This window comes from Haloferax sp. SDI50 (assembly GCF_059802635.1).
Map to the genome: position 1 here is coordinate 32,043 of NZ_JBPULL010000003.1, position 24,194 is coordinate 56,236.

General features: G+C 68.3%; 22 protein-coding genes. 9 read left to right on the forward strand and 13 right to left on the reverse strand.

The features are described 5' to 3' along the window. The first annotated feature begins 21 nt into the window (after nucleotides 1–21). Nucleotides 22–1,257: an ABC transporter substrate-binding protein gene (locus tag ACSR87_RS17155; protein ID WP_498531429.1), complete on the forward strand. Its 1,236-nt coding sequence runs from the start codon at nucleotides 22–24 to the stop codon at nucleotides 1,255–1,257. A 63-nt stretch (nucleotides 1,258–1,320) separates the two neighbouring features. On the opposite strand, the gene hutH is transcribed toward ACSR87_RS17155, so the two are convergent. Genes hutH through hutU form a run of 4 tightly spaced genes read right to left on the reverse strand, consistent with a single transcriptional unit; the run spans nucleotide 1,321 to nucleotide 6,874 of the window. Beyond that, complete coding sequence (gene hutH, locus ACSR87_RS17160) at nucleotides 1,321–2,907, reverse strand: histidine ammonia-lyase (protein WP_498531430.1); 1,587 nt, start codon at nucleotides 2,905–2,907, stop codon at nucleotides 1,321–1,323. Then, entirely contained in the window at nucleotides 2,900–4,138 is a 1,239-nt protein-coding gene (hutI, locus tag ACSR87_RS17165) for an imidazolonepropionase (RefSeq protein WP_498531431.1), read from the reverse strand. Before hutI ends, hutH begins: the two co-directional genes overlap by 8 nt. Next, nucleotides 4,131–5,081 carry a formimidoylglutamase gene (gene hutG, locus ACSR87_RS17170; RefSeq protein ID WP_498531432.1) on the reverse strand — a complete coding sequence of 317 codons (951 nt, stop codon included), beginning with the start codon at nucleotides 5,079–5,081 and terminating at the stop codon, nucleotides 4,131–4,133. The genes hutI and hutG overlap by 8 nt, the downstream gene beginning before the upstream one ends. Then, complete coding sequence (gene hutU, locus ACSR87_RS17175) at nucleotides 5,078–6,874, reverse strand: urocanate hydratase (protein ID WP_498531433.1); 1,797 nt, start codon at nucleotides 6,872–6,874, stop codon at nucleotides 5,078–5,080. The genes hutG and hutU overlap by 4 nt, the downstream gene beginning before the upstream one ends. An 88-nt stretch (nucleotides 6,875–6,962) precedes the next feature. On the opposite strand from hutU, the gene ACSR87_RS17180 reads away from it, so the two are divergent. Beyond that, nucleotides 6,963–7,613, forward strand: a complete 651-nt coding sequence (locus ACSR87_RS17180; RefSeq protein ID WP_498531434.1) for a helix-turn-helix domain-containing protein — start codon at nucleotides 6,963–6,965, stop codon at nucleotides 7,611–7,613. A gap of 3 nt (nucleotides 7,614–7,616) precedes the next feature. Here the strand turns inward: ACSR87_RS17180 and ACSR87_RS17185 are convergent, their stop codons facing one another. Continuing rightward, nucleotides 7,617–8,018 (reverse strand): VOC family protein, encoded by a 402-nt coding sequence (locus ACSR87_RS17185; protein ID WP_498531683.1) that lies wholly within the window; start codon nucleotides 8,016–8,018, stop codon nucleotides 7,617–7,619. Nucleotides 8,019–8,386: 368 nt separating this feature from the next. Between ACSR87_RS17185 and ACSR87_RS17190 the strand changes: the two genes are divergently transcribed. Further along, nucleotides 8,387–9,520, forward strand: coding sequence for an MFS transporter (locus ACSR87_RS17190; RefSeq protein ID WP_498531684.1), 1,134 nt, complete (start codon nucleotides 8,387–8,389; stop codon nucleotides 9,518–9,520). 113 nt (nucleotides 9,521–9,633) lie between these two features. On the opposite strand, the gene ACSR87_RS17195 is transcribed toward ACSR87_RS17190, so the two are convergent. From ACSR87_RS17195 to ACSR87_RS17230, 8 genes are all read right to left on the reverse strand, one after another. Next, on the reverse strand, nucleotides 9,634–10,167 hold the full coding sequence (locus ACSR87_RS17195; protein ID WP_498531435.1) for a 3-isopropylmalate dehydratase small subunit: 534 nt from the start codon (nucleotides 10,165–10,167) through the stop codon (nucleotides 9,634–9,636). Then, nucleotides 10,164–11,477: a 3-isopropylmalate dehydratase large subunit gene (locus tag ACSR87_RS17200; RefSeq protein WP_498531436.1), complete on the reverse strand. Its 1,314-nt coding sequence runs from the start codon at nucleotides 11,475–11,477 to the stop codon at nucleotides 10,164–10,166. The genes ACSR87_RS17195 and ACSR87_RS17200 overlap by 4 nt, the downstream gene beginning before the upstream one ends. A 1-nt stretch (nucleotide 11,478) precedes the next feature. Next, nucleotides 11,479–12,438, reverse strand: a complete 960-nt coding sequence (locus tag ACSR87_RS17205; RefSeq protein WP_498531437.1) for a hydroxymethylglutaryl-CoA lyase — start codon at nucleotides 12,436–12,438, stop codon at nucleotides 11,479–11,481. Continuing rightward, entirely contained in the window at nucleotides 12,435–13,640 is a 1,206-nt protein-coding gene (locus ACSR87_RS17210) for a CaiB/BaiF CoA transferase family protein (RefSeq protein ID WP_498531438.1), read from the reverse strand. Before ACSR87_RS17210 ends, ACSR87_RS17205 begins: the two co-directional genes overlap by 4 nt. A 187-nt stretch (nucleotides 13,641–13,827) precedes the next feature. Then, nucleotides 13,828–15,234, reverse strand: a complete 1,407-nt coding sequence (locus ACSR87_RS17215; RefSeq protein WP_498531439.1) for a dihydroorotase — start codon at nucleotides 15,232–15,234, stop codon at nucleotides 13,828–13,830. Continuing rightward, complete coding sequence (locus ACSR87_RS17220) at nucleotides 15,231–15,890, reverse strand: isochorismatase family protein (protein ID WP_498531440.1); 660 nt, start codon at nucleotides 15,888–15,890, stop codon at nucleotides 15,231–15,233. Before ACSR87_RS17220 ends, ACSR87_RS17215 begins: the two co-directional genes overlap by 4 nt. Before the next feature lie 66 nt (nucleotides 15,891–15,956). Further along, the gene (locus ACSR87_RS17225; protein ID WP_498531441.1) at nucleotides 15,957–16,934 is read right to left on the reverse strand and encodes an LLM class flavin-dependent oxidoreductase; all 978 of its coding nucleotides are present in this window, start codon (nucleotides 16,932–16,934) and stop codon (nucleotides 15,957–15,959) included. Further along, on the reverse strand, nucleotides 16,931–17,332 hold the full coding sequence (locus ACSR87_RS17230; protein WP_498531442.1) for a nuclear transport factor 2 family protein: 402 nt from the start codon (nucleotides 17,330–17,332) through the stop codon (nucleotides 16,931–16,933). The genes ACSR87_RS17225 and ACSR87_RS17230 overlap by 4 nt, the downstream gene beginning before the upstream one ends. Before the next feature lie 231 nt (nucleotides 17,333–17,563). Between ACSR87_RS17230 and ACSR87_RS17235 the strand changes: the two genes are divergently transcribed. The 6 genes from ACSR87_RS17235 (at nucleotide 17,564) to ACSR87_RS17260 (ending at nucleotide 24,193) form a co-directional block, all read left to right on the forward strand. Then, entirely contained in the window at nucleotides 17,564–18,997 is a 1,434-nt protein-coding gene (locus ACSR87_RS17235) for an FAD-dependent oxidoreductase (protein ID WP_498531443.1), read from the forward strand. Between the two features lie 204 nt (nucleotides 18,998–19,201). Next, nucleotides 19,202–20,521 (forward strand): ABC transporter substrate-binding protein, encoded by a 1,320-nt coding sequence (locus ACSR87_RS17240; RefSeq protein WP_498531444.1) that lies wholly within the window; start codon nucleotides 19,202–19,204, stop codon nucleotides 20,519–20,521. Between the two features lie 94 nt (nucleotides 20,522–20,615). Continuing rightward, on the forward strand, nucleotides 20,616–21,581 hold the full coding sequence (locus tag ACSR87_RS17245) for a branched-chain amino acid ABC transporter permease (RefSeq protein WP_498531445.1): 966 nt from the start codon (nucleotides 20,616–20,618) through the stop codon (nucleotides 21,579–21,581). Beyond that, a complete protein-coding gene (locus tag ACSR87_RS17250; protein ID WP_405311818.1) occupies nucleotides 21,578–22,654 on the forward strand; it encodes a branched-chain amino acid ABC transporter permease in 1,077 nt (358 codons plus the stop codon). The genes ACSR87_RS17245 and ACSR87_RS17250 overlap by 4 nt, the downstream gene beginning before the upstream one ends. Further along, a complete protein-coding gene (locus tag ACSR87_RS17255) occupies nucleotides 22,654–23,496 on the forward strand; it encodes an ABC transporter ATP-binding protein (RefSeq protein ID WP_498531446.1) in 843 nt (280 codons plus the stop codon). The genes ACSR87_RS17250 and ACSR87_RS17255 overlap by 1 nt, the downstream gene beginning before the upstream one ends. Next, nucleotides 23,489–24,193: an ABC transporter ATP-binding protein gene (locus ACSR87_RS17260; protein WP_498531447.1), complete on the forward strand. Its 705-nt coding sequence runs from the start codon at nucleotides 23,489–23,491 to the stop codon at nucleotides 24,191–24,193. The genes ACSR87_RS17255 and ACSR87_RS17260 overlap by 8 nt, the downstream gene beginning before the upstream one ends. The last annotated feature ends 1 nt before the right edge of the window (nucleotide 24,194 follow it).

A 24,194-nucleotide genomic window follows, 5' to 3' on the forward strand; every position in this document is an offset into this window, starting at 1 on the left:
TTAGGTCGCCCTAAAAGCACGATGACAGACAGCGACGGACCAACGCGCAGGAAGTTCTTGACCTACGGCGGTTCGGTCGCCGCCGCCGGACTGCTCGCCGGCTGTACCGGTTCGTCCGAGTCGGACGCGACGGCGACGGACGCGGCCGCGACGGACACCACCGCGACCGCCGACGCGACGGCGACGAGCGACTCGACCGCGGAGTCGACGGCCGACGGCAGTTCGTACACGGTGTCGATGGCACCGATGGGCGACGTGACGTTCGAAGGCGTCCCCGAGAGCATCTTCACGCGGCTGACTCACCACGCGGGGATGGCGTTCGCGCTCGGCCACGGCGACGCCGTCAACGCGATGCACGCACCCGACTACTACGACGCGCTGTGGAACCAGTTCACGCCGCGTCTCCCCGGCGTCGAACTCGACTGGACCGGCCTGTACTCGTCGTGGGAGCCGTCGAAAGAGCGGCTCTACGAACTCGACAGCGACGTGCATCTGGCCGACCCCGCCAGCGTCTCCGCGCTCGGCAGTTGGAGTCAGGCCGACCTCGACGAAATCGAGGAGAACATCAGTCCGTGGTTCGGCAACAGCTTCAGCGCGCGGCATCAAGCGCCGCCGACCGAGTGGGCCGACGCCTACGAATACTACGGCCTCTGGGAGATATTCGCCAAGGTCGCACAGGTGCTCCAAGCGGAGGCGAAGTACGAGGCGCTCGCGGCGGTCCGCGAGGAGCTGCTCGCGACGATTGCGGCGGACCTCCCCGCGGAAGAAGACCGGCCGACCGCCGTGCTTCTCGGCCCGAGCGACCTGGAGTCCATCTACGCCTACAACCTGAGCACGCCCGGATTCCTGACCGCCCACACCCGTCCGTTGAAGCCGGTCAGCGCGTTCGGAGACGACGTCGAGTCCGGGTCGACCGTCGACTTCGAAACGCTCCTCGAAGCCGACCCCGACGTGATTCTCACGCTCGGCGGGATGCACCCGGACACGAGTATGCCCGACATCCGCTCGGGCCTCCGCGACGACCCCGTCGGAGCCGAGATTTCGGCCGTGAAGAACGAGCGCGTCTACGCGCAGGCCGGCCGGTATCAGGGGCCGATTCTCAATCTGTTCCAGTTGGAGATGACCGCCAAGCAGCTCTATCCCGACCGCTTCGGCGCGTGGCCGGCGTACGACGGCGGTGCGTATCCCGAAATTCCCGAAGACGAGCGGTTGTTCGACCGACAGCGCGTCGCCGACGTCATCAACGGCGACCTCTGAGGCGGCGAAAGCGGGAGGGGAAGGGAAAGCAGCCGGCAGCGGGGGAACTGCCGGCGCGCTCGCTCAGCCGGCGAGGTCGGCGTCCGCGAGAGCCGCGCGAATCGCGCCGAACCGGACGAGGTCGGCCGCGGTCTCCAGTTCGCCGTCGAGGCGGCGGTCCTCGTCGAGCGGCGGAACCACGGACCGAATCGCGTCGCGGACGGCCCCCGTACCGGTCCCGAGTTCGAGGCCCTCGTCGAGGAACTCCGCGGCTTGCGACCCACAGAGGAGTTCGACGCCGACGATGGTCGCGACGTTCTCGGCGACCGTGCGGGCGTTGAGGGCGCTCTGGCCGCTCATGCTCACGTGGTCTTCCTGCCCGCCGCTGACGGGCGTCGAGTCGATGGAGGGGCGACCGAGCGACCGACACTCGTTGAGCAGCGCCGCGGCGGTGTACTGCGCAATCATGTAACCCGACCGGAGCCCGCTGCGTTCGGTCAGGAACGGCGGGAGGTACGACTCCTGTACGTCCGGGTTGAGCATCCGGTCGGTCCGGCGCTCGGAGATGGCCGCGAGTTCGGTCAGCGCGCCCGCGGCGTAGTCGAGGCGGAGCGCCAGCGGTTCGCCGTGGAAGTTGCCGGCGGAAACGACGGCGGCCACGTCGGTGCCGGGCGCGCGCTCGTCAACCGCGCCCGCCGGGAAGACGAGCGGGTTGTCGGTGACGCTGTTGAGTTCGACTTCGACGGCCTCGCGGAGGTGCGAGACGGCGTCTCTGACCGCGCCGTGGACCTGCGGGAGACAGCGAATCGAGTAGGCGTCCTGCACTCGCTCGCAGTCCTTGTGCGATTCGAGGACGGTCGAACCGGCGGTGAGGCGGCGAATCGCCGCCGCGCTCTCTTGCTGGCCGGGGTGGGGACGAACGTCGTGGATGGCGGGGTCGCAGTTCGCCGTGGTACCCATCGTGACTTCGGTCGCGAGCGCGCCAGCGGCGTCGGCCGCCTCGACAGTTCGCTCGGCGTCGACGACGAACAGCGCGGCGAGACCGACGGTGAGTTGCGTCCCGTTGATGAGCGCGAGGCCCTCCTTGGAAGCGAGCGTCACCGGCTCCAAGCCGACTGCTCGCAGGGCTTCGTCGCCCGGGAGTCGCTCGCCGTCGACGCGGGCTTCGCCCTCCCCGATGAGGACGAGCGCCATGTGCGCGAGGGGCGCGAGGTCGCCGCTCGCGCCGAGGCTCCCGCGGGAGCGGACGACCGGCTGGACGCCCTCGTTGAGCATCGAGACGAGCAGGTCGACGACCGAGGGTCGGATGCCCGAAAAGCCCTTGGCGAGCGTGTTGGCCCGACTGACCATCATCGACCGGACCTCCTCGCGGGTGAGTTCGCGGCCCGCGCCGGCGGCGTGGCTGCGGACGAGGTTCGTCTGGAGGCGCTCGATGTCCTCGCGGTCGATGTGCGTCTCGACGAGGTGACCGAAGCCGGTGTTGACGCCGTACACCGGTTCGCCGGAGTCGAGGACGGACTCGACGCGCTCGCGCGACTCGCGCATCCGCTCGCGCGACTCGGCGGCGAGTTCGACTGGGGCGTCGTGGCGTGAGACGGCGGCCACGTCCTCCGGCGTCAGCGACTCGCCGTCGAGGACGACCGAGTCGGGGAGGCGTGAGCGGTCACTCATAGACGACCACCCCCGATTTCAGCACGGTCGAAACGGGGTTCGTGTCGAACCGGTACGAGAGGTGCGACGCGGTCGGCACGTCGAGCACGACGGCGTCGGCGGGAGCGCCGGCGCGGAGCGTGCCCGTGCCGTCGTCGCGGTCGAGCGCGCCCGCGGCGGCGCTCGTGATTCCGCGAATCGCTTCGTGCGGCGTCATCCGCATGCCGACGCTGGCGAGCGTGGCGACGAATCCCATGCTTCGGGAGAAGCAGTTCGGGTTGAAATCGGTGGCGAGCGCGACCTCGTGGCCCGCGTCGAGGAAAGCGCGGGCGTCGGCGTAGTCGGCACCGAGGCCGAACGCCGTGCCCGGGAGCATGACCGGTGTGACGCCGGCTTCGACCAGCGTCTCGCGGCCCCCGTCGTCGGTGTGGAGCAGGTGGTCCGCGCTGGCCGCGCCGACCGCGGCCGCAACGTCGGTGCCGCCGATGGCGGCGAACTCGTCGGCGTGAATCTTTGGCGTGAGGCCGTGGTCGCGGCCCGCCTCCAGAATCCGACGGGACTGCTCGGCGGTGAACACACCGCGCTCGCAGAACACGTCGCAGAACTCGGCGATGTCCTGTTCAGCGACCGCCGGGAGTTGGTCGGCCACGACCGACTTGGTGTACTCCTCGGTGTCCACACCGCGCGGGACGGCGTGCGCGCCCATGAACGTCGGAATCACGTCCACCGGGTGGCCCGACCCGGCCGCGTCGATAGCCGAGAGCATCCGCAGTTCGGTTTCGGTGTCGAGGCCGTAGCCGGTCTTCACCTCGACCGTGGTCGTCCCGTGGGCGAGCATCGCGTCGAGGTGCTCGGTGAGATTCGCCGCCAACTCCTCGTCGGAGGCCTCGCGGACCGCATCGACGGTGCGGAGGATGCCGCCGCCGTCGGCGAGAATCTCCTCGTAGGTCGCGCCCCGTAACTTCGCCACGAACTCGTCGGAGCGGTCGCCGGCGAACAGCGCGTGAGTGTGCGGGTCGACGAAGCCCGGCAGGACCGTCTTGCCGGTCGCGTCGACGGCGGTGTCGGCGTCCGCGACGGGGTAGTCCGCGAGCACTTCGTCTGTCGACCCGACGGCGACGACTTCGCCGTCGAGCGCGGCGAACGCGGCGTCTTCGAGGACGACGACGCCGGTTCCCTCGTCGGGGCCGACGACCAGTTCGGCCGCGTCGTGGACGACCGTGAGGCCGGCCGTGGAACCTACGTCAGTCACGCGACGTCACCCCCGCGAGGAAGTGGGCGACTGCACGGGCGGCCGCGGCGACGGTCCGTCCGTCTTCGTCGTCCAGCGGCGGCGCGCACTCCACGACCTCGAAGCCGACGACGCGGGGGTCGGCCGCGACGCGGCGGAGCATCGAGAACAGTTCGCGGGTGGTGACGCCGCCGGGGGTCGGCGCGCTCGCGCCCGGCGCGGCCGTCTGGTCCAGCACGTCCACGTCGAGGCTGACGAAGACGCGGTCGCAGGCGGCGACGGCGTCGAGGGCGAAGTCGGCCGTCTCGACGGGGCCGCGGCCGACCTCGTCGGCGGTGAGGATAGTGCCGCCCGAGTCGCGCAGGAAGTCGGCGTAGGCGGTCGAAGTCTCGAAGTGTCGCGCGCCGACGACGGCGAGGCGGTCGAGTCCGGCGTCGAACAGTTGGCGGTAGGGCGTCCCGCTCGTCGGGCCGTCGGCGGGGTCTCGGCAGTCGAGGTGGGCGTCGAAGCTCACGACCCCGACCGAGTCGTCGCCGCCGAGAAGCGGCGTGACGTTCCCGACGGTCAGGGAGTTGTCGCCGCCGAGGAACACCGGGAGCGCGCCGCGCTCGTAGACGGCCGCGGCCTCGTCAGTGACGACGGCCTGTACGTCCGCGACGTGGTTCTCGGGGTCGTCCCCGTCGTTGTACGCCTCGATTGGGAGGTCACCGAGGTCGGCGACGCCGGCGACCGCCCCCTCGTCGAAGTGGTGGGTCTTGACGCCGGCGAGGGCGCGCCGAATCGCGGCGGGGCCCTCGCGGGCACCGCGCCGGCCGATGACGGCTCCGTCGTAGGGTTCGCCCACGAGGACGGCGCGGAAGTCGCCCGCGTCCTCGATGTCGGTCGGGGAGACGACGTGGCCGAACTGCTCGTCGTTCGGGTCCGACGAGGGGCCCTCCCACGCGGGTGCGTCAGTGAGAGTCATTCGTCACCTCGGCCGGCGGATTCGACATCTTCGGCCGCGCGGCCGGCGCGCTCGGCTGCGTCGTGGTCGCGCATCGGAATTCGGACGTTCGACCGGGTCGCCTCGTCGAGCGCGTCCTCGTAGCCGGCGTCGGCGTGGCGGACGACGCCCATGCCGGGGTCAGTCGTGAAGACGGCGCGGGCCTTCTTCGCCGCGAGGTCGGAGCCGTCGAGGACGACGTGGTTGTTCGTGTGCAGCGAGTTGCCGATGCCGACGCCGCCGCCGTCGTGGACGCTCACGATGTCCGCGCCCGCGGCGGTGTTGAGAAGCGCGTTCAGGATGGGCCAGTCGGCGACCGCGTCGGTGCCGTCGCGCATCGCCTCGGTCTCGCGGTACGGGCTGGCGACCGACCCGGCGTCGAGGTGGTCGCGGGTGACGACGACCGGTGCGGACACCTCGCCCGACGCGACGAGGTCGTTGATTTTCAACGCGAAGCGGGCGCGCTCCGTGAGTCCGTCGTCGTCGGTGGCGTAGCCGAGCCAACACACCCGCGAGGGAAGTCCCTGAAACGACACCTGCTCCTGTGCGAGGTCTATCCAGCGCATGAGCGACTCGTGGTCGGGGAACAGTTCTCGAATCGCCTCGTCGGTGCGGTGGATGTCGGCGGGGTCGCCGGAGAGCGCGGCCCACCGGAACGGCCCGCGCCCGCGACAGAACATCGGGCGGATGTACGCCGGGACGAACCCGGGGAAGTCGAACGCGGTCGTCATCCCGCGGTGGTCTTGGACCTGCCCGCGGATGTTGTTGCCGTACTCGAAGGCGATTGCGCCCGCGTCCTGCAAGTCGAGGATGGCCTGCACGTGGCGCTCCATCGTGTCGAGGCTCGCTTCGACGTACTTCTCGGGGTCGTCCTCGCGGAGCCGGTCGGCTTCCTCGACGGTGTAACCGCTCGGATAGTAGCCTTCGAGTTCGTCGTGGGCGCTGGTCTGGTCGGTGACCACGTCGGGAATCTCGTCGCGCGCGAGCAGTTCTTCGAGCATGTCGGCGGCGTTCATCTGGACGCCCACGCTGTAAGGTTCACCTGCGTCGATGGCCGCCTTCGCGTTTTCGAGCGCCTCGTCCAGCGAGTCAGCGAACTCCATCAGGTAGTCCGTCTCGACCCGGCGCTCGATGCGGTCGGCCTGCACCTCGGCGGCGATACAGACCCCGCGGTTCATCGTCACCGCGAGGGGCTGTGCGCCGCTCATGCCGCCGAGGCCGCCGGTGACGACGAGCTTCCCCCGGAGGTCGGCGTCGTAGTGCTGGCGGGCGAGTTCGGCCAGCGTCTCGTAGGTGCCTTGGATGATGCCCTGCGTGCCGATGTACGCCCACGACCCGGCGGTCATCTGGCCGTACATGATTTTCCCCTCGGCCTCCAGTTCGTGGAAGTGCTCCCAGTCGTCCCAGCGGCCGACGAGGTTGGAGTTGGCGATGAGGACGCGCGGGGCGCGCTCGTGGGTCGGGAACGTCCCGACCGGCTTGCCCGACTGGACGAGGAGCGTCTCGTCGTCGTCGAGGTCGCGGAGTTCGGTGAGAATCGCGTCGTAGGCGTCCCACGAGCGGGCGGCGCGGCCGGTCCCGCCGTAAACGACGAGGTCCTCGGGGCGCTCGGCCACCTCGGGGTCGAGGTTGTTGTTGAGCATCCGGAGCGCCGCCTCCTGTCGCCACCCCTTGCACTCGATGTCCGTCCCGGTGGGCGCGCCCTGGTACGCGCGCCACTCGTCGCTCGGGTCACCGAGTCGGTCCCGGGTTGCCGACGATTGCTGGTCGTGCATACCGCAGAGTTCGGGCGCGACACGGGTAGCAATTCACCCACCGTGCGGTGTGGTGTTTATATATTATCGCCGGACCAACGGTCCGCGTATGTACGAGGCGAGCCTCCGAATCAGAGACGACAGCGCCTACGCGGCGGCGACGGCGGGCAACGCCGCGAGCGTCGAGTTGTGGTGCAATGAGCACTGCGATATGCTCCACGTCAGCGGCGAGGCCGGAAGCGACGTGCTCGACCGCGTCCGCGACACCGTCGGCGTGGCGGCGTCGGTCGAGCGCGGCGACGAGTTGGTCGTCGTCACCGCCGACTGCCTCCGCGACCACGAGATAGACCACATCGAGGGCTACGTGCGGAACCACGGCCTCCTCCTCGTGCCGCCGCTTCGCTACCGCGGCGGGGCCAAAGTGTGCCGTCTGCTCGCCGTCTCGGCCGACGACCTGACGGCGTGCTTCCGCGACCTCGTGGACAGCGGCTTCGACGTGAGCGTCGAGTCCAAGCGCGCGGTGTCGTTCGCCAGCGGGAGCGGCCCGCTTTTGGCCCCCGCCGACGCGATGCCCGCGCTCACCGGCCGCCAGCGCGAGGCGCTTCGACTGGCCCACGCCGGCGGCTACTACGACCTCCCGCGCGGCATCGAGACCGCGACCATCGCCGACGAGATGGGCGTCTCGCGGCGCACCGCCGAGGAACACCTGCGCCGGGCGGAGCGGAAAGTGATGGACTCGGTCGCGCAGTACGTGCTGTAAGGCTCAGCCGTCGTCGGGTGCGGCTTTCAGCTCCAGCGTGTAGCCGAACGGGTCGGTGACGTACACCGCTGGCGCGACGCCCGTCGCCCCGAGGGGTTCGAGCTGGCGGTCGATTTCGACGCCCGCGGCGTCGAGCCGGTCGCGGAGTTCGTCGATGCCGTGGGCGAACTCGATGGCGACGTGGTCGAAGGCGGTTTCAGCCGGCAGTTCGAAGTTCTCGGCCGGCCGGAGGTGGATGACGCTCGCCGGGGTGAGTCGCACGGAGAAGAAGGGCTTGTCGCCCGATTCGTACAGGTCGCGGTTCTCGATGTCGAAGCCGAGCGCGTCGCGGTAGAACCCGACAGCGGCGTCGAGACCGTCGGCGGGGATGCGGAGATTCACGTGGTCGATTGCCGTCGCGTCCATGCCCGCACCGTCGCGGCCGCGGGTGGTAAAAATTTGTGCGGCGGCCATCGGGGACGGGGGGCTCTGAACCGAGAAAATAAATCAAGTTAAGTTTAAAACTGTGAAGTTTTTAGAAATTGTAGAATTTGTAGAAATTGTTCCGTTTAGAGCGGGTTAGAAACACAGTTACGCACTGATTACCCGATAACGGATTTTTGAATAAACTGCATATTGTTTATAAGACGATCAGTCCCTCGGGGGAACCGCGACGCCGACAACCGGAACCGGCGTTCCGCAATCGTAACCCATTGGTAGCAGGTCGGTGTACCGTGGGTGTGAACCAACAGCCGACATCCGACGAGCGCTTGCTTGCGGGCTACCCGGGTCGGATGTTAGTCACCGTGTCGCTGGCGTGGGCGGTCCTCCAGACGGGTCGGTTTCTCTTGTCGCCGCTGCTGCCGACGATTATCGAGGAGTTACAGATAACGGAGGCGACCGCCGGCATCGCGCTGGCGCTGTTTCAGGGCGTCTACGCCGTCACCCAGTACCCCGGCGGCGAGTACTCCGACCGCTGGACGCGGGCGACGCTCATCGTCCCCGGACTGGGTATCCTCGTCCTCGGCTTCCTCACGTTCGGTCTCGCCGGCGGCCTCGCGGGCTTCGTCGCCGCCGCGGTCGTCACGGGACTCGGGAAGGGGCTGTTCGCCATCCCCTCGCGGGCGCTCCTCTCTGACCTGTTCGTCGAACGCCGCGGCCGGGCGCTCGGTCTCTACGCCGCCGGCACCGACCTCGGCGGCCTCGTCTCGTCGGGGCTCGCCATCCTCGCGCTGACCTACGCGACGTGGCGGACGCCGTTCCTGCCGGTCGCCGTCGTCCTCGCGGGACTCACCGTCCTCTACGCGCTCTGGTCGAGAGACGGCTACGCCGTGGGGTCGCCCGAACTCCACGTCTCGGGGACGCTCCGACGCCTCTTCGCCAGCGCGGAACAGCGCCGGACGCTCCTCGCGTTCGGGCTGTTTTACTTCATGGTCGGCGGCTTCATCAACTTCTTTCCGACCTACCTCATCGAGGCGAAGGGGTTCGACCAGCAGTTGGCGAGCGCGACGTTCGCCATCGTCTTCGCCGTCGGCATCACCATCAAACCCGTCGCCGGCGGCCTGAGCGACCGGTTCCGCCGCGAGTCAATCGCCGTCGTCGGGATGCTCGCGGCCGCGGGGGCGCTCGCCGTCCTCTCGGCCGTGGCGGCGCGCCCGCTCATCTACGTCTCCGTCGTCGCGCTCGCGGCCGGCTACAAGACGGAGTTCCCGCTCGCGGACGCCATCATCATGGACAACGCGCCCGACGCCGACCGCGGGGCCGACCTCGGGGCCGCGCGGGCGCTGTTCCTCGGCGCGAACGCGATGGGGCCGGCCTACGTCGGCATCGTCGCCACCTACGCGAGCTACGTCGCCGCGTTCGCGGGGCTCGCGGTCTGTCTCGTCGTCGCCGCCGGACTCCTCTACTGGGACGCGCGCAAACGGTGAGCGGTCGGAGGGGTGAGAAAGCGGAAAACAAACGTCGCAGAATGGCGTTCGCGGGTGCCTCTGTACGGTCGTCAGTCGATGCGTCAAGCCCGTGCCGTGAGCCGAATACCCGCTCAGCCGTCGAGTTTCGCCTTCGTGTAGGGTTTCAATCCCCCTTGTTCGACGAGCGACTGGAGGAACTGGGGGAGCGCCTCCGCCTCGTAGGTTTCGTCTCGCGTGTGGTTCGTCACGACGCCCGCGTCGAGGTCGACGTGAATCTCGTCGCCGTCCTCGACGGCGTCCGCGCCGGGGCAGATGAGCACCGGCAGGCCGAGGTTGATGGCGTTGCGGAAGAAGATGCGCGCGAAGGACTGCGCGACCACGGCCGAAACGCCCGCGCCGACGAGCGACAGCGGCGAGTGCTCCCGTGACGACCCGCTCCCGAAGTTCTCGCCGGCGACGACGAAGTCGCCCGTCTCGACCGACTCGGAGAAGTCGGGTCTGAGGTCCTCGAAGGCGTGGGTGGCGAGTTCGTCGGGGTCCGACGAGACGATGAAGCGCGACGGGGTTATCTGGTCGGTGTCGATGTTGTCGCCGAACACCCACGCGCGGCCGGGTTCGGCGGGGTCGGGACGGCCGCCGTCCGCGCCGTCGGCGGCTCCCGTCATGGCAGCACCTCCGCGAACACCGTGTCGTCGTAGCGTTTCGTCTCGACCTCGCGAGGGTCGGTGATTTCGCCGTACAGCGCGCTCGCGCCGACGGTCGCCGGACTCGACAGGTAGACCGACGACTCCATCGACCCCTCACGGCCGGGGAAGTTCCGGTTCGCCGTGGCGAGACAGACGTCACCGTCGCCGAGGACGCCCTGATGGTAGCCCGCGCAGGGACCGCAGCCGGCGCTCTGGATGACCGCGCCCGCGTCGGTGAGCGTCTGGAAGACGCCCGTCCCGAGCATGTGCTGGTAGACGGACTTCGAGGCGGGGACGACGACCATCCGGACGTTCGGGGCGATGGTCTCGCCCGCGAGGATGTCCGCGACGATTTTGATGTCCTCGTACCGGCCGTTCGTGCAGGTGCCGACGAACAGCTGGTCGACCTCGGTGCCCGCGACCTCGGTCACGTCAACCGCGTTCTCGGGGTTCGACGGCTTCGAGACCTGCGGGGCGAGGTCGGCCGCGTCGTAGCTGTGGACCGCCTCGTAGTCGGCGTCGTCGTCGGAGACGAACGCGTCCCCGAGGTCGATTTCGTTCCCCGTCTGGCGTTCGAGGTACGACTCGGTTCGCTCGTCGGGCGCGACGAGGCCGGCCTTGCCGCCCATCTCGATTGCCATGTTCGAGAGGACGAGGCGCTCGTGAATCGGCAGCGACTCGATAGTGCTGCCGGCGTATTCGGCGGCCATGTAGGTACAGCCGTCGAAGCCCACGTCGCCGATGAACCGAAGGATGAGGTCCTTCGCGTAGACGCCGTCTCCGAGGTCGCCGTCGACCTCGAAGCGGAGCGTCTTCGGGACGCGGAACCAGAGTTCGCCCGTCGCGAGCGCGGTCCCGAGGTCGGTCGAGCCGACGCCGGTCCCGAACGCGCCGATGCCGCCGTAGGTCGTCGAGTGAGAGTCCGCGCCGATGACGAGGTCGCCGGGACCGACGAAGCCCTCCTCGACGAGGACGGCGTGGCAGATGCCGTCACCAACGTCGAACTGGTGTGCGCCGTGTTCCGCCGCGAACTCGCGGACCGCGTTGTGGTTGTTCGCGGCCTGCACCCCGTCGGCGGGGGCGTGGTGGTCGATGGTAAAGACGGTGCGGTCGGGCGCGAACAACTCGCCGTCGTCGCCCGTCACCTCGTCGAACGTCTGGAACGCGAGCGGCCCGGTGATGTCGTGGGCCATCGCCACGTCCACGTCGGCCTCGACGTAGTCGCCGGCGCGGGCGTCGGTACCCGATTTTTCCGACAGCAACTTCTCCGCGAGGGTCTTGCCGGCCATCTCAGCCCGCCTCCCCGTCGGCCGCGACGGTGTCGAGGACGCCCTCGACGGTGCCGCCCGCGAGGACGTGGCTCGTCAGGCCGAGACCCAGTCGGTCGGACACGTCGTGGGCGGCCGCCTCGATGCGGTCGAAATCGACGCCGTGGCCGACGCCCATGCGGTCGAGCATCTGGACGAGGTCCTCGGTCGGCGTGTTGCCGACGCCGGACATATCGCCCGGGAGGACGACGCCGCCGCCGAGGCCGCAGACCGAGGCGTCGAAGCGGTCGACGCCGACGGCCATCGCGGCCAGCGTGTTGGCGAGGCTCATCCCGTTCGTGTCGTGGAGGTGCAGACCCATGTCGAGGCCGGGGTGGGCCTCGAACGCGGCGGTGAACCGCTCCGTGATTTCGACGGGGTTGGCGAGGCCCATCGTCGTCGCCAGCGTCACCTCGTCGACGCCGGAGTCGACGACGCTGTCGACGACCGCGAGCGTCTCCGCCGGGTCGATTGCGCCCTCGTAGGGGCAGTAGAAACTCGTTCCCATCCCGGCTTCGACCTCGATGCCGTGGTCGTGGGCGAGGTCGACGATGTCGTCCATCTCCGCGAGCACCTCCTCGCGGGTGCGGTTCTGGTTTTTCCTCGTGTACGTCTCGCTCACCGTGACGAGCGCGTTCACCTTGTCCACCTCGGCCTCGACGGCGCGCTCCATGCCCCGGAGGTTGGGGACGAGCGCCCGGTAGGTCACGTCGTCGCGGCGGGTGATGCGCTTCGCCACCTCGTCTGCATCCCGCAGGGTCGGGACGGCCTTCGGGTGGGTGAACGACGAGAGCTCGATTTCGTCCACGCCGGTGTCCGAGAGGGCGTCGATTATCTCGACTTTCTCGTCGGTCGGGACGAACTCGTCGAGGCGCTGGAACCCGTCGCGGGGCAGCATCTCGACGACGTGGACGCGCTCGGGGAGCGAGTCGAGGAGGCTCATATCACGTCCTCCGCTTCGAGGTCCGAAAGCACCGACTCGTCGTAGCCGAGTCGGTCGCGGTAGACCGCGTCGTTGTGTTCACCGAGCGACGGCCCGAGGTGGTCGACCCGCCCCGGCGTCTCCGAGAACTTCGGGAAGGCGTTCTGGACGACCGCCTCGCCGAGGTCCGGGTCGTCGACCGTCAGGAACGCCTCGCGCGCCGCGTAGTGTTCGTCGTTGAGGATGTCTTCGACGTTGTAGACGGGCGCGAGCGTCGCGTCGGCCTCTTCGAACGCCGCGAGGACCTCCTCGCGGCTGTGGTCGTCCATCCAGTCTTGGATGATGGCGTCGAGTTCGTCGACGTGTTCCAGTCGGTCCTCGTTGGTCTCGAACCGCGGGTCGTCCTTCAGGTCGGGGCGGCCGATGGCGTCGAAGGTCCGCTCCGCGAGGGGTTGCGCGCTCGCGGAGATGGCGACCCAGCGGTCGTCGCCCGTCCGGTAGACGTTCCGCGGAGCCGACGAGGTCGAGCGGTTGCCCGACCGCGACTCGATTTCACCGAGTTGGTCGTAGCGGAGCGGTTGCGGCCCGAGCAGGCCGAAGATGGGTTCGATGAGGCTCGTGTCGATGTACTGGCCGCCGCCGCCGTGAACGTCGCGGTGGTAGAGCGCGAACATCACCGCGAACGTCGAAAACAGCGCCGCGATGTTGTCCGCGAGGCCGGTCGGCGGGAGCAGCGGGGGCGAGTCGGGGAAGCCGTTGAGGTAGGCGAAGCCGGACATGGCCTCCGCGAGCGTCCCGAATCCGGGGCGCTCGGAGTACGGGCCGGTCTGACCGAAACCGGACATCCGGAGCATCACGAGGTCGTCGTTGACCTCGGAGAGTCGCTCCCAGCCGACGTTCCAGCGTTCGAGCGTGCCGGGTCGGAAGTTCTCGATGAGGAGGTCGGCCTCGCCCACGAGGTCTTCGAACACCGCCGCGCCCTCGTCGGTGGAGATGTTCAGGGTGATAGACTGCTTGTTCCGCGAGAGGTACTTGTGCCAGAGGCCGACGCCGTCTTTCTGTGGACCGAAGCGGCGGATATGGTCGCCGAACGCCGGATGTTCGATTTTGATGACCGTCGCCCCGAAGTCGGCCAGGAAGCGGCCGACGGTCGGGCCGGATATCATCGACCCGGCTTCGAGGACGACGAGGCCGTCGAGTGGTCCGTTCGTGTCGTTCGTCATGTCGTGTGTGTCTTCTCGTTCTGTGTCGCGTGTGGTGGTCGTCTGGTGGTGCGTGTTCGCGTCCGCGTGCCCGGTCGCGGGCGGCCGGTCGTCGGTGTGCCCGGTTCCGCGTGGCCGGTCAGTCCGCGTCGTCGGTGGGGTGGGTCGGTCGAGTCGGTCGGGTGGTGGCTCCGGCCGTCCGACGGGGTCACACCGGCCGGTCGATGTGAGTTCCGTGCCCTTTCGTGCCGACGATGTCGCCGTCGTCGTAGGCGAGTTCGCCCTTCACGACGGTCTGGGTGGGCCAGCCGGTGACCTCCCGGCCCTCGTAGGGGGAGTAGCCGCTGACGCTGTGTAACAGTTCCGGCGTGACCGTCTTCGTCTCGTCGAGGTCGACGACGGCGAGGTCGGCGTCGCTGCCGACCCTGACGGTTCCCTTCTTCGGATAGAGATTGAACGCCTTCGCCGCGTTGGTGCTCGTCACCTCGACGGCGCGTTCGAGCGAGATGCGGCCCTCGTTGACGCCCTCCGAGAGGATAAGCGGGAGCATCACCGGCGTCGAGGGGAAGCCGAGCAGGCTGTCGCGGATGCCCTCGCCGAACTTGTTCTCCGCGAGGTTGGCGCAGTGGTCGGTCCCGATAGTGGAGATAGTGCCGTCCGCGAGGCGCTCCCAGAGCGTCTCTTGGTCCGCTTTCGACCGAACCGGGGGGTTGACTTTCATTCGCTCGTCGCACTCCTCGGTGGTGAGCGCGAGGTAGTGGATACACGTCTCGCCCCACGCCCGGTAGCCCGCGTCGTGGAGCGCGGCGAGTTCGTCTGCGGTTCCCCCGGCGGAGATGTGGACCGCGTAGAAGCGGTCGTCGTAGCCGTGGACCTTGGCGAGCGCGGCCCCGGCGACCATGCTCTGGGTCTCGGCGTAGCCGGGGAACTCCTCGACCATCACCTCGTAGCCCTCGTCGGCGTCGGCCTCGGTGTCGTCGGACTCGGAGGTGACGTAGACGTTGCCGCCGGCGAGCGCGTTCGTGATTTCGACGTTCTCGGAGTGGTAGCCGAGCGTCGTCGGCACGTCCTGTTCGGCGAGTTTCCGGACGAACGCGTCGCCGAAGTCGTCGTGCATGTCGCAGTCGACGCCGAACTTCTCGCGGGCGGCGTCTTTGTAGTTCATGTACCACTTGAACGTCGTGATGCCGAACTCCTCGATGATAGCGGGTATCTCCTCGATGTGCGCCATCGAGAGCAGGCCCAGCGAGAAGAAGTAATCGTGGTAGTAGTTCGGCTCCGCCTCCTCGAAGTAGCCCGGCATGATGTCCTCGTAGGCTCCGGCCCGGCGGAAGTAGTTCCCGATGGTGGTCACGCCGCCGACGAGGTCGGACTTGGACTCGGACTCGGCGTCCGCCTCCAGCCCGCGGTAGATGCCGTGGTGGGTGTGCGGGTCGATTGCGCCCGGGAGCACGTGCTTGCCCGTCGCGTCGATTTCCGTCTCGCCTGCGAGCGTGCCGGGCGCGGCGATAGCGGAGATGGTCTCGCCGTCGGCCGCCACGTCGGCCTCGAAGGTGCCGTGTTCGGGGGTGACGACGGTGCCGCTCGAGATGACGAGGTCGTGGTCGTGGGTCATAGCGTCTCGACCCACTCCTCGACCGCCTCGGTCTCCAGCACCTCGGCGTACTTCATCCACAGGTCGAGGAGGCCGATTTTGTGCGACGCCTCGATGCGGTCGAAGATGCACTCCTGCGGCAGGACGACGCTGAGGCCGTTCTGCTTGGCGTCGACCGCGGTGGCCCGGACGCACCCGCTCGTGGAGTTGCCGACGATGATGACCGAGTCGTGGCCGCCGCGGACGAGCCGCGAGAGCAGGTCGGTCCCGTAGAACGCCGACGCGTAGGACTTGTCGACGACGGCGTCGCCCTCCTCGGGCGCGACCGGGTCGACGATGTCTAGGTTGGGGTGGTCGGGGTCGTCGTAGCTCGACGGGACGACCCGCGTGTACGTCACCGGAAGCCCCTGCTCCCGCGCGAAATCGAGGAACGGGTCGATGTGCTCGATGGCGTCCCACGCGATGTCGCCCATCGCGGTGCGGTACTCCTCGATAGCGTCGAGGATGGGAACGTTCTCGCCGACGATGAGTCGTTGCATGTCGATGACGAGAACCATCGGGTTCTCGCCCATGCCGCGGGACTCCCACGACGAGGCGCCCTCCTTGTCGTAACCAGCCTTCGTGATGACCTGTTTATCCTGTTCGGATAGCAGGTCCTCCCAGATACGGTCTGTCATGACTCGCTTCGCCTGAGATGCGGTGGCATCCAGCATAAAAGTACGGCACGGTCCGGCGTGGTCATGTTACGGAGCGAACACCTCCAGCGTCCGCGCCACCCACTCGCGGTCGACGCCGGCGGGCGCGCGGACGACCGGGAGGTCGACGCCCATCTCGCGGAGTTCGACGAGTCGCCCCCGCACGTCGTCGGGCGTGCCGACCAGCGCCACGAGGTCGAGGAAGTCGGCCGAGAGTTCGCGCGCCCCCGCCTCGGTCGTCGGCGCGGCGCGGACCGCCTCGACCTCGTCGGCAAAGCCGGCCTGCTCGGCCGCGCGGTCGTAGTAGCCCGGCACGTCGCGCAGGTAGTAGGCGACGTGTTCGGCCGCCGCCCGCCGCGCCTCGTCGGGGTCGTCGTGGACGGCCGTGAGGACGTACATCGCTACGTCCACGTCGCTCCGGTCGCGCCCGGCGCGGGCGGCCCCGGTGTCGAGCCACTCCAGCGCCGCCTCGAACTGCGGGCGGGGGTAGAGGTTCGGAAGCCAGCCGTCGGCGACCTGCCCGGTGAGTCGGACGTTCGCCGGGCCGAGCGCGCCGTTGTAGATGGGTATCTCCTCGCGGACGGGGTCGAAGGCGTCCCAGAAACTCGTGCGCTCGGGCGAGAAGAACTCGCCGTCGAAGGAGTCGGCCTCGCCGCGGAGGTAGCGCCGGACGAGGTCGACGTACTCGTGGAGCCGCGACAGCGGGCGGTCGAAGTCGACGCCGTGGAACGTCTCGACGACGCCGGGGTGGGCGACGCCGAGGCCGAGAATCGCGCGGCCGTCGGAGTGGTCGTCGAGGGTCGCCGCGGCCGCTGCGAGCGCCGCCGGCGTCCGCGAAAAGACGTTGACGATGCCGGTCGCGAGGCCGATTTCCTCGGTGTTGACGGCCCAGCGTTCGAGCTTTCCGAAGGCGGTTTTTCCCTGTCCCTCGGCGGCCCACGCCGACTCGTAGCCGAGTTCCTCGGCGCGGACGACGAGCGAGGGGTCGTCGCGGAGCGCGAACAGAACCGCGGTTCGGTCGCTCATTCCTCCGCTGGGACCGTGGGTGCGTCCTCGACCGGAACGACACCGTCGACCGCGAGGTCGTTCCAGATGTCGAGGCGCTCGATGAGCCCCCGGCGGACGACGTAGATATCGACGTAGCGAACGTCCGAGAACTCCGCGCCGCCGTTGGCGACGCCGTAGAGCGACCCGGTGCTCACGACGGTGTCACCCGCCTCTATCCAGCGGTCGAACTCCTTTGCCGCCCACTCGTACCGCGGTTCGAGGTGCGCGAGGAAGTCGTAGGCCGCGGTCGGTCCCTCGAAGGTCGCACCCGGCAGGGAGATGACGGCGTCCTCGGCGAACAGGTCGCCGACGGTGTTCCGGCGGTCGTCTGCCATGCGGTCGAAGAACTCCTCGACGATGTCTCGTGGCGAGTCCATGCGGTATGGGTGTTCTCGACACACATAGTTTTTCACTCCGGGATTGCTGACTGTCTGCCGTTCCTGACCGTTCGAGTCGGCGCGACGGCAAACGCCGCAGGAGACGGGGGATTGTTCTCACGCGCGCGACCGAGAAAACCGGCGGACTCGGCGGCGACGCAGGGTGAGAAACGGCGACACCACCGCCGCCGGAGGCGGTAGTTTTACGATAGAGTCTACCTAGCAGACTGCATGGACGAACTAGCCCGGCGGACGCCGAGCGACGGCGTCACCGAAGTCGTCTCGATCGACGACATCGAGTGGGACATCGACACGGACGTGCTCGTCGCGGGGGGCGGCGGCACCGGCCTCGTCGCCGCGCTCGCGGCCAGCGAGAACCCCGACGTTCGCGTGACGGTGCTGGAGAAAGCGCCCGAGTGCGGCGGCAACACGTCGCTTTCGACGGGGATGGTCCCCGCGGCGGGGACGCGCCTCCAGCGCGAGGCCGGCATCGAAGAGACGCCCGCGGACATGGCCCGCGACATCTTGGAGAAAAACGACTACGAGGCCGACGAGGAGCGCGTCCGGTACCTCTGCGAGGAGAGCGCGAACCTCATCCACTGGCTCGTCGACGACTGGGATATCACGCTCCACATCGTGGACGACTTCAAGTACCCCAAACACTCCGAGTACCGGATGCACGCGCCTGAGGGCCGAAACGGCGAGAACCTCGTCGCCGAACTGGTCGAGCGCGTCGAATCGACGCCGAACATCGAACTCCTGACGAACGCGCCCGTGAAGCGACTGGTCGCGGAGGACGGCGCGGTTCGGGGCGTCGTCGCCGGCCTCGGCCACGACGAGGCAATCGAGGCCGAGAAGGTCATCCTCGCCACCGACGGTTTCGCCGGCAACCGCGAGATGGTCACCGACTACTGCGAGGAGGACATCGAGCGGGCGCTGTACTTCGGCGCTGACGGCAACACCGGCGACGGCGTCCGCTTCGGCGCGGAACTCGGCGGCGAGCTCGCCTCCATGGACGCCTATCAGGGCCACGCGACGGTAGCGAGCCAGACGGGGATGCTCTCGACCTACGCGGTCACGATGAACGGGGGCATTCTCGTGAATCAGGACGGCGAGCGGTTCGGCGACGAGTCCGCGGGGTACAGCGAGTTCGCCATCTCGGTGCTCAAACAGCCCGGCGGGCAGGCGATTCAACTGTTCGACGAGCGCATCTTCGAACGACTCCGCGGCCAGTTCGAGGACTTCGACGAGGCCATCGAGCAGGGGACCTACCACACCGCCGACTCCGTCGCGGCCCTCGCGGAGCGACTCGGTGCCGACGGCGAGGCCGCCGCGGAGACGGTCGCCGCCTACAACGAGGCGGCCGCGGCGAGCGAGCCGGACGAAGTCGGTCGGGTCGACGGCGCGAACCCGCTGGAAGCGCCCTTCTACGGGGCCAAAGTTACCGGCGCGCTCTTCCACACGCAGGGCGGCCTCGTCGTCGACGAACACGGACGCGTCCTCCGAACCGACGGGAGCACGGTGGAGAACCTCTACGCCGGGGGCGGCACCGCCTGCGGCATCAGCGGTCACGGCGCGGGCGGCTATCTCTCCGGCAACGGACTGACGACCGCGCTCGGCTACGGCCGCCTCGCCGGCATCCACGCCCGCGAATCGCTCGACTGACGCGGGGAGTACGGCTGACGTGGCTGGCGCGGCTGGCGCGGCTGAGACCGCAGGGAGACCGAACGAAACGCACGGCAGAAACGACTCGTTTTCGACTCAATTTCCCGACCCGTACTCGATTCGTTGCAGGAATATCCGCAGAACGTGACAACACGAGTACGGGAGGATTTATTACAGTAGGCACTAACCTCGATACCGATTGCCATGGGTAAGACTCTCAAGTCTTCGACGAGCAACAGGCGACGCTTCCTCAAAGCAACGGGCGCGAGCGTCGCGGCACTGACACTGGCCGGCTGTGCGAGCGACGACGCCGGAAACGGCGGCGGGTCGGGCGGCGACTCCGGCGGTGACTCGGGCGGGTCCGGCGGCGACACGGGCACCACGACGGGAACGCCCGAGCAGTCCGTCGACGAGGTCGTCATCGGGTCGAACCACCCGCTTTCGGGCAGTCTCGCCGCGACGGGCGTCGGGATGAGCAACGCCATCAAACTCGCCGCGATGCGGAAAAACGAGGAGGGCGGCATCGAATCGCTCGACGGCGCGGAAGTGACCGTCATCGAGGGCGACAACCAGGGCGCACAGGAGCTCGGCGGACAGGTCAGCGAGGAACTGCTCAGCGAGGGCGCGGACGTCCTCACCGGCTGTTACTCCTCGCCGGTGACGACGGCGGCGACGCAGGTCGCGGAGCGACAGGGCGTCCCGTTCGTCATCTCAATCGCGGCGGCGGACAACATCCTGCAAGGCCGCGACTTCAACTACGTCTACCGACCCCAGCCCCCGGCGCGCCGGCTGGCGAGCGACTACGCGGACCTCGTGCCCTCGGTCATCCGCGACGGGGGCGGCACCATCGACACGGCGGGGCTGTTCTACATCAACAACAGCTACGGGCAGGCGATTCGCGACAGCCTCCGCGAGTTCCTCCCCGAGCAGAACGTCGAAATCGTCGAGGAGACGGCCATCGAGTTCGGCGCGTCGAACGCCAACACGCAGGTGTCGCGGCTCCGGAGCGCCGACCCCGACACCATCATCGCCACGACCTACGTCGCCGGCGGCGTCCTGCTCGCCCAGGCGTTGCAGGACCAGGACTACCGGCCGCCGTACCTGACCGCCTCGGCGTCCGCGACGTTCACCGACGACGACGCCGTCAGCGACATCGGCGAGTTCGCGAACGGCGTGCTGGACAACAACTACGCGCTGAACCCGACGGTCGACAAGACCGCCGAGGTCCGCTCGCAGTTCCTCGACAACTACGACCAGGAGTTCTCGGCGTCGGTCGGGATGGCCTACACCGCGGCGGAGGTCATCATCCAGGCGGTCGAGGAGGCCGGCAGCGTCGACCCCGACGACATCAACGAGGCGCTCAAGGGCCTCAGCTACGAGGACCACATCTCCGCGATGGGCGCAATCGAATTCGACGACCAAGGCGAGAACGTCAACGCGCTCGGGCCGGTGAACCAGGTCCAGGACCTCTCGGTCAAGGTCGTCTACCCCGAGGAGTACGCGGAGGCCGACCCGCAGGTCTAACCGCTACCCGCGACCGCCGTCACGTCAACGAACCGTCTCGAAAGATAGCCACCTTTTATGGGGGTTGCCAACAATTCCCGAGCGTAGAAACCGCATGGGACACCTAGTCACATCGGTCGCGCCCCTGCCGCTCCAGGGCGGTGGCCTCGGCCGATTCATCGACCCGTTCGTACAGTTCCTGACCGACATCACCAATCTGGAGCCCGTCCTCCTGCAGCTGCTCGCGTTCGGCCTCCTGCTCGGGGGCGTCTACGCGCTGACGGCGCTGGGGCTGACGATGATATTCGGCGTGATGGACGTCATCAACTTCGCCCACGGCATCTTCCTCGTCGTCGGGATGTACTCGGTGTGGTTGGTCTCCGAGACGGCCGGCATCAGCCCGTTTCTCGGGATACCCATCGCCGCCGCGGTGCTGTTCGCCCTCGGGGTGGTCGTGCACATACTCACGGTCGAGCCCATCATCGAGGCCCCCCAGCAGAACCAGCTCATCGCCACGCTGGGCGTCCTCTTCATCATCCAGTCGGCCATCGAAATCGTGTTCACGCCCGACCCCCAGCAGGTCGAACTGTCGCTCGGGTCGGTGCAGGTCGGCGACGTGTTCATCCCGCTCGGACAGTTCTACGCGCTCGTCATCGCGCTCGGGACGATGCTCGCCGTGCGGGCGTTCCTGAACCGGACCGACCTCGGCCGGAAAATCCGCGGCACGGCCGACAACCGCGACGGCGCGCGCTACGTCGGCATCAACGTCCGCCGCATCAACTACCTCACCTTCGGTATCGGCGCGGCGCTGGCCGGCGTCGCCGGCGGCTCCATCGCGCTGTTCCAGCGGTTCGACCCCTTCACGGGCGAGACGTACCTCATCAACGCCTTCGTCATCGTCATCCTCGGCGGCCTCGGCTCGTTCCCCGGCGCGTTCGTCGGCGGCCTCATCGTCGGGCTGATTCAGGTGTTCGGCGGCTACTACCTCCCCGGGACCACCGCGCAAGTGCTCATCTTCCTGCTTTTCATCGGGACGCTCCTCGTCAAGCCCGAGGGACTCTTCGGAGGTGCTGAGGCGTGAGCGCAATCGAGTCCGTCCGCGACCGCTACCGGACGTTCGACGACCGGCGGTACGCCCCGCTCGTGAAGGGCGTCGCGCTGTTCGGCCTGCTCGCGGCGCTCCCGACGCTCATCGAAATCGACGTCGCCGGGATGGAAATCGCGGCGCTGTTGAGCCTGAAAGTGCTCATCCTCACGGTCATCTACGCCTACACGGCGCAGGCGTGGAACATCATGTCCGGCTACACCGGGCAGTTCTCGTTCGGGCACGCGGCGTTCTTCGGCGTCGGCGCGTACGCCACCCAGGCGCTCGTCGTCGATTTCGCGGTGAACCCGTGGGTCGGCATGCTCGTCGGCGGCGTGCTCGCGGCGGGGTACGGCCTCGTCATCGGCGCGCTGTCGTTCCGCTTCAACCTCCAGGGCCACTACTTCGCGCTGGCGACGCTGGCGTTCGCGGAACTGCTCCGCTTCGTCGTCACCAACATGTCGGAGCTACGCGGGGCCAACGGCTACTTCAAGCCGTTCCCGCGCGACTACGGCGCGGAGTACGGCCTCGTCGCCTTCCAGTTCCAGAACGACCTGCCGTACTACTACCTCATCGTCGGCTTCCTGCTCGTCGTGACGCTCGTCTCGTGGCTCATCAAGAACTCGTGGGTCGGGCTGTACTTCTTCGCCATCCGCGAGGACGAGCGGGCCGCCGCCAGCGTCGGCGTGCCGAGCTTCCGGTACAAGCTCATCGGCGTCGCCGTCAGCGCCTTCTTCACCGCCCTCGGCGGTGCCTACTGGTCGATGTACTTCAACACCATCCGCCCCGACACCGTGTTCGCGCTGTTCAAGAACGTCGAACTGCTCCTGCCCGCCGTCGTCGGCGGGCCGGGGACGCTTCTGGGGCCCATCGTCGGCTCGTTCATCGTCACGCCGGTCAGCGAAATCGCGCGGACGACGTTCTCCGACATCAACGGCCTCGACCGCATCATCTACGGCGCGTTCCTCGTGGCTATCGTCATCTACTCGCCGCGCGGCGTCGTGAGCTGGCCGAGTCAGGCGCGCGCCCTCTGGAACCGCGTCCGCGGCGACGAGGAGGTGAGCGAGTGATGTCGGCAGACGAGACGAACGCGCCCGACGCCGACGCGGAATCCGCGGACGTGCCGGACGCCGACGCGCCGCGGAGCGACTCGCCCGACGCCGACGCCGACATCGACCGCGACGGCGAGCGGATTCTGTCGGTCGAAGGCGTCGGCAAGCGCTTCTCCGGCCTGCAAGCGCTCGACGACGTGGACATGACCGTCAACCGCGGCGAGATTATCGGCCTCATCGGGCCGAACGGCGCGGGCAAGACAACGCTGTTCAACTGCATCAGCGGGGCGTTCCCGCCGACGAGCGGGACCGTCAGACTCGACGGCGAGGTCATCTCCGGCCTCCCGGCGCACAAAATCGCGCGGGCGGGGCTGGCGCGGACGTTCCAAATCACGCGCCCGCTGGAGGAGCTGACCGTCGTCGAAAACGCGATGGTCGGCGCGCACATCCACACGCGCCGCCGGAGCGAGGCGCGCGAAATCGCCATGGAGAACCTCGAATTCGTCGGGCTCGCGGACAAGGCCGACGAGGAGGCGGGCGAACTCACCGTGGGCGCACAGAAGCGCCTCGAACTCGCCCGGGCCGTCTCGACGCGGCCGGAAATCCTGCTTCTCGACGAGATTATGGCGGGGCTCACCCCGTCGGAGTCGAACCAGATGCTCGACCTGTTCCGCCAACTGCGCGAGCGCGGGACGAGCCTGCTCGTCATCGAACACGACATGAAAGCCATCATGAACATCTCGGACTACGTGAAAGTGCTTGACCAGGGGAAGGGAATCGCCTTCGGCGCGCCGGAGACGGTGGTCGAAGACGACCGCGTCATCGAGGCCTACATCGGGGGGTTCGACGTCGATGCTTGAACTGAACGGCGTCCGCGCCGGCTACGACGACATCGAGGTGCTCCACGGCGTCGATATGCACGTCGACGAGGGCGAAATCGTCGCGCTCATCGGCTCGAACGGCGCGGGCAAGACCACGACGATGCGCACCATCTGCGGCATCCTCTCGCCGAGCCGCGGCGAGATAACCTACCGCGACGAGGCGATTCACTCGAAGGCGTCCCACGAAATCGTCGAGCGCGGCATCGTGCAGGTCCCGGAGAACCGCGACCTGTTCACCAACATGACCGTCATCGACAACCTGCTTCTCGGCGCGCAGACCGAGGAGGCGAAGGCGAACCGCGAGGAGAACCTCGACGAGATGCTGGAGCTGTTCCCCCGGCTCGCGGAGCGCAAAAACCAGCGCGCCGGCACGATGTCCGGCGGAGAACAGCAGATGCTGACCCTCGCCCGCGCGCTCATGGGTGAACCCGACCTGCTCATCCTCGACGAGCCTTCCATCGGCCTCGCGCCGCACCTCGTCCAAGAGGTGTTCGACGTCATCGAGGACATCCACGCGCAGGGCATGACCGTCCTCATGGTCGAACAGAACGTCCAGCAGACGCTCAAGCTGGCCGACCGCGGCTACGTCATGGAGAACGGCCGCATCAGCATGACCGCCGACGGCGACGAACTCCTCGAAGACGAGGGCGTCGTCGAGGCGTACCTCGGGGTGTGAG

Bases quoted from the DNA above. Each gene is read 5' to 3' on its own strand.
- ACSR87_RS17155 (WP_498531429.1), top strand. From the start codon at position 22: ATGACAGACAGCGACGGACCAACGCGCAGGAAGTTCTTGACCTACGGC.
- hutH (WP_498531430.1), bottom strand. From the start codon at position 2,907: ATGAGTGACCGCTCACGCCTCCCCGACTCGGTCGTCCTCGACGGCGAG.
- hutG (WP_498531432.1), bottom strand. From the start codon at position 5,081: ATGACTCTCACTGACGCACCCGCGTGGGAGGGCCCCTCGTCGGACCCG.
- hutU (WP_498531433.1), bottom strand. From the start codon at position 6,874: ATGCACGACCAGCAATCGTCGGCAACCCGGGACCGACTCGGTGACCCG.
- ACSR87_RS17180 (WP_498531434.1), top strand. From the start codon at position 6,963: ATGTACGAGGCGAGCCTCCGAATCAGAGACGACAGCGCCTACGCGGCG.
- ACSR87_RS17185 (WP_498531683.1), bottom strand. From the start codon at position 8,018: ATGGACGCGACGGCAATCGACCACGTGAATCTCCGCATCCCCGCCGAC.
- ACSR87_RS17190 (WP_498531684.1), top strand. From the start codon at position 8,387: ATGTTAGTCACCGTGTCGCTGGCGTGGGCGGTCCTCCAGACGGGTCGG.
- ACSR87_RS17195 (WP_498531435.1), bottom strand. From the start codon at position 10,167: ATGACGGGAGCCGCCGACGGCGCGGACGGCGGCCGTCCCGACCCCGCC.
- ACSR87_RS17200 (WP_498531436.1), bottom strand. From the start codon at position 11,477: ATGGCCGGCAAGACCCTCGCGGAGAAGTTGCTGTCGGAAAAATCGGGT.
- ACSR87_RS17205 (WP_498531437.1), bottom strand. From the start codon at position 12,438: ATGAGCCTCCTCGACTCGCTCCCCGAGCGCGTCCACGTCGTCGAGATG.
- ACSR87_RS17210 (WP_498531438.1), bottom strand. From the start codon at position 13,640: ATGACGAACGACACGAACGGACCACTCGACGGCCTCGTCGTCCTCGAA.
- ACSR87_RS17215 (WP_498531439.1), bottom strand. From the start codon at position 15,234: ATGACCCACGACCACGACCTCGTCATCTCGAGCGGCACCGTCGTCACC.
- ACSR87_RS17220 (WP_498531440.1), bottom strand. From the start codon at position 15,890: ATGACAGACCGTATCTGGGAGGACCTGCTATCCGAACAGGATAAACAG.
- ACSR87_RS17225 (WP_498531441.1), bottom strand. From the start codon at position 16,934: ATGAGCGACCGAACCGCGGTTCTGTTCGCGCTCCGCGACGACCCCTCG.
- ACSR87_RS17230 (WP_498531442.1), bottom strand. From the start codon at position 17,332: ATGGACTCGCCACGAGACATCGTCGAGGAGTTCTTCGACCGCATGGCA.
- ACSR87_RS17235 (WP_498531443.1), top strand. From the start codon at position 17,564: ATGGACGAACTAGCCCGGCGGACGCCGAGCGACGGCGTCACCGAAGTC.
- ACSR87_RS17240 (WP_498531444.1), top strand. From the start codon at position 19,202: ATGGGTAAGACTCTCAAGTCTTCGACGAGCAACAGGCGACGCTTCCTC.
- ACSR87_RS17245 (WP_498531445.1), top strand. From the start codon at position 20,616: ATGGGACACCTAGTCACATCGGTCGCGCCCCTGCCGCTCCAGGGCGGT.
- ACSR87_RS17255 (WP_498531446.1), top strand. From the start codon at position 22,654: ATGTCGGCAGACGAGACGAACGCGCCCGACGCCGACGCGGAATCCGCG.
- ACSR87_RS17260 (WP_498531447.1), top strand. From the start codon at position 23,489: ATGCTTGAACTGAACGGCGTCCGCGCCGGCTACGACGACATCGAGGTG.